General features: G+C 65.0%; 5 protein-coding genes and 1 tRNA gene. 1 reads left to right on the top strand and 5 read right to left on the bottom strand.

Going from position 1 to position 4,336, the window contains the following annotated elements:
* Positions 1 to 107: 107 nt before the first annotated feature.
* On the bottom strand, positions 108 to 1,100 hold the full coding sequence (locus tag Q0139_RS11655) for a peptidylprolyl isomerase (RefSeq protein WP_298021972.1): 993 nt from the start codon (positions 1,098 to 1,100) through the stop codon (positions 108 to 110).
* 218 nt (positions 1,101 to 1,318) lie between these two features.
* On the opposite strand from Q0139_RS11655, the gene Q0139_RS11650 reads away from it, so the two are divergent.
* Positions 1,319 to 1,409: transfer RNA gene (locus Q0139_RS11650), tRNA-Ser, on the top strand.
* Between the two features lie 373 nt (positions 1,410 to 1,782).
* Here Q0139_RS11650 and Q0139_RS11645 read toward each other — a convergent pair.
* The 4 genes from Q0139_RS11645 to Q0139_RS11630 are packed head-to-tail and all read right to left on the bottom strand — an operon-like array spanning position 1,783 to position 4,014.
* A complete protein-coding gene (locus Q0139_RS11645; protein ID WP_298021970.1) occupies positions 1,783 to 2,223 on the bottom strand; it encodes a hypothetical protein in 441 nt (146 codons plus the stop codon).
* Complete coding sequence (locus Q0139_RS11640) at positions 2,196 to 3,392, bottom strand: recombinase family protein (RefSeq protein ID WP_298021968.1); 1,197 nt, start codon at positions 3,390 to 3,392, stop codon at positions 2,196 to 2,198. Before Q0139_RS11640 ends, Q0139_RS11645 begins: the two co-directional genes overlap by 28 nt.
* The gene (locus Q0139_RS11635) at positions 3,392 to 3,796 is read right to left on the bottom strand and encodes a DUF2924 domain-containing protein (protein WP_298021965.1); all 405 of its coding nucleotides are present in this window, start codon (positions 3,794 to 3,796) and stop codon (positions 3,392 to 3,394) included. The genes Q0139_RS11640 and Q0139_RS11635 overlap by 1 nt, the downstream gene beginning before the upstream one ends.
* Positions 3,793 to 4,014, bottom strand: a complete 222-nt coding sequence (locus Q0139_RS11630; RefSeq protein ID WP_298021963.1) for a DUF3489 domain-containing protein — start codon at positions 4,012 to 4,014, stop codon at positions 3,793 to 3,795. Before Q0139_RS11630 ends, Q0139_RS11635 begins: the two co-directional genes overlap by 4 nt.
* Positions 4,015 to 4,336: the final 322 nt, after the last annotated feature.

Below are 4,336 nucleotides of genomic sequence, written 5' to 3'. Positions count from 1 at the left end.
TCCCCTTCAGGGGAGGGGTTGGGGTGGGGGCGTCCCACAGGCGCCGGACGGGCGGATAACCCCCACCCCCGGCCCCTCCCCTGCAGGGGAGGGGTGAATTCGCGTACTCAATCCTCCGCTACCACCCGCCGGATTGGGAGATTCACGTTGCACACATCGACCGCCCCCGCCGGGCGGATGAACCAGCCCATCCGGTTGGCCCGCGCCTCGACATAGCGGCGGAAGATGTCGCCATCTGTCCGCATCACCTCGAAGCGCGGGCGCTCGGCCTCAGGCAGTTCGCTGGCGAGGCGGACGCTGTCGATCGGCACCCGCTGCGTCGGGTCCTCGTAAAAACCGAGCGGCCCCGTCCCGCGCGGCAGGCTGGAGAGGTTCTCGATCCCCTCGATCACCCGGCCGACCAGCGCGATGTTGCGATCGAGATGCCGCGGCGCATGGCCGATCACCGTGTAGAGTTCCGCCCCCGTCCCGGTATCCGGATTGTTACCACGCCCGACGCCGACCATGCCATAGCAGTGGACCAGTGAAGCGAAATGCGGACCGGGCGTCGTAGGTTCGACTGTCACGCGATTGACGCCTCTATGGGCAACTTCAAGCCGCTGATCAGCGCCTAAAGGCCAGCCGTTCAAATAACCGGACTGCAAGGTGTAGTGGCCTTGTTGAACCGGCGTAAAATCAAGCAGCTCGAGCCCTCGTGTCTCAAATTCATATTCCGCCGGCGGCTGCATCACCACATCCTCGGGCAGCGGCTTCCTCTCCGCCTCTTCCTCGGCCGGATCGCCCCATTGCACGACATAATTGTCCTGCACGCGGTTGACGCTGATCCCGTCATACCAGTGCGCGCGGGCGAGGCGGCGGATATTCTCGACATGGACGGGCGCGAATTCGGGCGCGAGCTCGATATAGACCTCCGCCCCTTCAGCGAGCGTCATCACCAGCAGGTTTTCTGGTTCGATCGGCCGCCAGTCCTCCGCCGTCGCGGCGGCGATCACATCGGACGGTGTTTCGCGCACCGGCGGGGCCTCTTCCTGCGCCCATAACGGCATCGAGAAACCCGCAAGGGGGGCAATCAGGGCGGCGGACAGCAGCATCGTTCTCATGCCCCCTCACCTGCCACAGCCCCGCCCCTTGCGCCAGCCGCCTTCGCGCTCTAAGCGCGTGCGCGTCATTTGGTCAGAATTTCGCTTGCGCGAAATTGCCGCACCAGCCCGCTCCCCCTCCCCACCTCCCAACGAATGTATCCTGTATGGGAGGTCGGGAGGGGGAGCAGGCCGGTGCGGCGCCTGAGGCGATGCCGAAGGCCTGACAGACGGCAAACGGAGCGGTGGCCGAGTGGTCGAAGGCGCACGCCTGGAAAGTGTGTATACGGTATCCCCGTATCGTGGGTTCGAATCCCACCCGCTCCGCCAGCCACCCCCCAGCACTCGTCTCTGATAACAGGGCGTCAGCTCACGGCGGCGGAACAGGCTCCAGTCCGCCCCGCTATCCGTCACGCCGGCATCATTGAGAGCGTCTCTACAGCGGTATCAGGCGCCCTTTCACGGCCGTGTCTCTGAGCGACCCTGCATCGGTTCGGTTTCCCTGCTAGCAGGGAAAGAACAGGGGAAAACCCATTTTTCGTGCCCAAAACAGGCGATTTCGGGTGTATCGCGAGGATTTCGGCATCGCAGAACCGCTGTTTTCCGCGACTTACGTGCGGCTAAAACCCCATTTCCCTGTTCTTCGACGGAACAGGGTATTTAATCGCCACAACAGGGACCGATATCGCTCGTAACAGGGGCTTTAATCGACGGAACAGGGACGTTTGGGTTCACCAAATCCGAGCCGTTCGCGCTGCTTCGACCAGGCAAGCGGCAGGTCGACCGACTTGAAATATTCCAGATTGAAGTGCCGCGGCTGGCGCCCGTCGATAATCGCGCGCTGGATGTCGGGCGCGAGAAACGCGAGCCGCAGAATCATCCGCTCATTGGGCGACACGGGTGCCGTCTCGATCACCGGCATGCCGCGGTCGCGCGCGAGCATCGCATGTGCCTTGCGCAGCGCCGCGATCAGGATCGGATCGGGATCGCTCTGTTTGCTCTGCGCTGGCAGGACGAGACGCCGACCGCCGCGCCGCGGCAGCGCGACCGGAACCAGAATCGTGATACGGTCACCGTCACGATCGACAATCGTTTCGCCGTCGCCGAGCCGTCCGATCAGGCTGGTCTGCCTAGCGACGCGCACGCAGATCTGGAGCCCGCGACCGGACAAGCTGACCGAGTCGAGCACGGTATAGGGATCCTTACTCCCCGGGACCCATCGCCCGATGGCCTCCCCCCGACCACGCGCTCGATATCGGTCGTCGCCAGGCGCTGCACCGCGTCGGGCCCTGCCTTCCCAGCACCCTTCTGCAGCGAAGCGGACACATAATAGCGATAACACTTTCCCGACTTGCCGCGCGATGTCGTCGGGCTCATCGGCTCGCCGACAGCGTCGAACAGCTTGCCGGTGAGCGGTGCTCGCGCGCACCGGTTCACCCCCTTGGCCCGGTGACGCCGGGCATTGGCATCGAGATGCCGCTGCACACGCTCGAACAGATCCTCCTCGACGATGGCGGCATGCCCGCCCTCATGGACCTCGCCCTTGTGGACGATCTTGCCGAGATAGAGCCGGTTGCGCAGCAAGTGGAACAACGCGCCGCGGCTGAACGGCTGCCCGCCCATCGGCCTGCCCTTTGACGTCGTCCATTGCTTCGATCGTATGCCGTGCGCGTCGAGTTCACGCTGCAATGCGTGGACCGAGCCGAGATCGAGATAGCGTCCAAAGATCTGCCGGACGGTATCGGCCTCGTCGGCGTTGACCTGCAGGATGCGACTGTCGTCTGCCGGGCGGTCGTAGCCCAATGGCAGTGTGCCGCCCATCCACATGCCCTTTGCCTTGGAGGCGGCGATCTTGTCGCGGATCCGCTCGCCGGTCACCTCGCGCTCGAACTGGGCGAAGGAGAGGAGGACGTTGAGCATCAGCTTGCCCATCGATCCGGTCGTGTTGAATGACTGGGTCACCGACACGAAGCTGCAATCGGCCGCCTCGAAGATCTCGACGATGCGGGCGAAGTCGGCGAGCGAGCGGGCCAGCCGGTCGATCTTGTAGACGACGACAATATCGACGCGGTTCGCCTCGATATCTGCGAGCAGCCGGGCAAGACCCGGCCGCTCCATCGTACCCCCTGAGAACCCGCCATCGTCATAGCGGTCGGGGAGCGCTGTCCAGCCCTCGCAGGCCTGGCTCAGCACATAGGCCTCGCAGGCCTCGCAGGCCTCGCGCTGGGCATCGAGGCTGTTGAACGACTCGTCGAGCCCTTCTTCGGAACTCTTGCGTGTGTAGATCGCGCAGCATCGGACCGGCTCTGCCATCACCCGTCCCGCAGTCCGAAGAAGCGCGGGCCGTTCCAGCGCGAACCGGCGATGGAGGTCGCCGCCGCCGAGAGGCTCGCGAACAGCTGCCCCTCCCAGCGGAACCCCGCCTCCTCGACAATGACGGTCACCTCGCGGCCCTTCCAGTGGCGGGTCAGCCGGGCGCCAATACCGAGCCCGCGCCCTTCGCGCTGCACCGGACCGGTGCGCGCCAGAGCCCGGCGCGTCGCTGGATCGAGCCCACCATAGGTTCCCGCCTGAAGCCGCCAGGCAAGCAGCATCCGCAGGATCGGTTCGGAGCGCAGCTTCGGGGGCACGCCGAACCGACCCCGCCACAGGTCTCGCAGGGCGTCGAGGTCCATCGTCTCGATCTCGGCGAGGAGGTCTTCGACATCCTCGCTCACTGGGCGGCCTCGATGCGGTAGCGGCGAACGCCGTCGACCTTGTCCGAGGCGATCATATGGCCGCGCTTTTTGAGCGCGCCGGCCATCGCGCCGCGGACCGAATGCTGCTGCCAGCCGGTCGCCTTCACCATCTCGGCGATGCTGGCGCCGTTCCTGTGCCCGAGCAGCTTCTCCAGCGTGTCGAGCTTGCTCTGCGGTTTTGTGGTCGTCGTTGTCATGGTGCGTCTCCGGTATTGCGCGTGGGCCGGAAATGGCCGCCGCTACCGGGACGAGCCCGGGATGGCCGGGCGGACAAACAGCAATGCTCTGACAGGGGCCCAAGTCCAGTCAAATCGACCGTTCCGGCTATCCACACCCGATCAATTGAATGCCGATGAAGGACTCTGTCCGTTCGTGCTTGTTCATGCCATGACACAGAACGCCCCGGACGCAGCCGCTACTGTCGATCGCCCGCTCGAAATCGCCTACAAGTCCATTGCGAGCCTCACCCCCGACCCGCGCAATGCGCGCACCCACTCGAAGAAGCAGGTCGCGCAGATC

The sequence above is a fragment of the uncultured Parasphingopyxis sp. genome (assembly GCF_937129435.1).
Lineage (GTDB): Bacteria > Pseudomonadota > Alphaproteobacteria > Sphingomonadales > Sphingomonadaceae > Parasphingopyxis.
The sequence above is the reverse complement of the archived record's forward strand: the minus strand, read 5'-3'. Positions and strand labels throughout refer to the sequence as shown.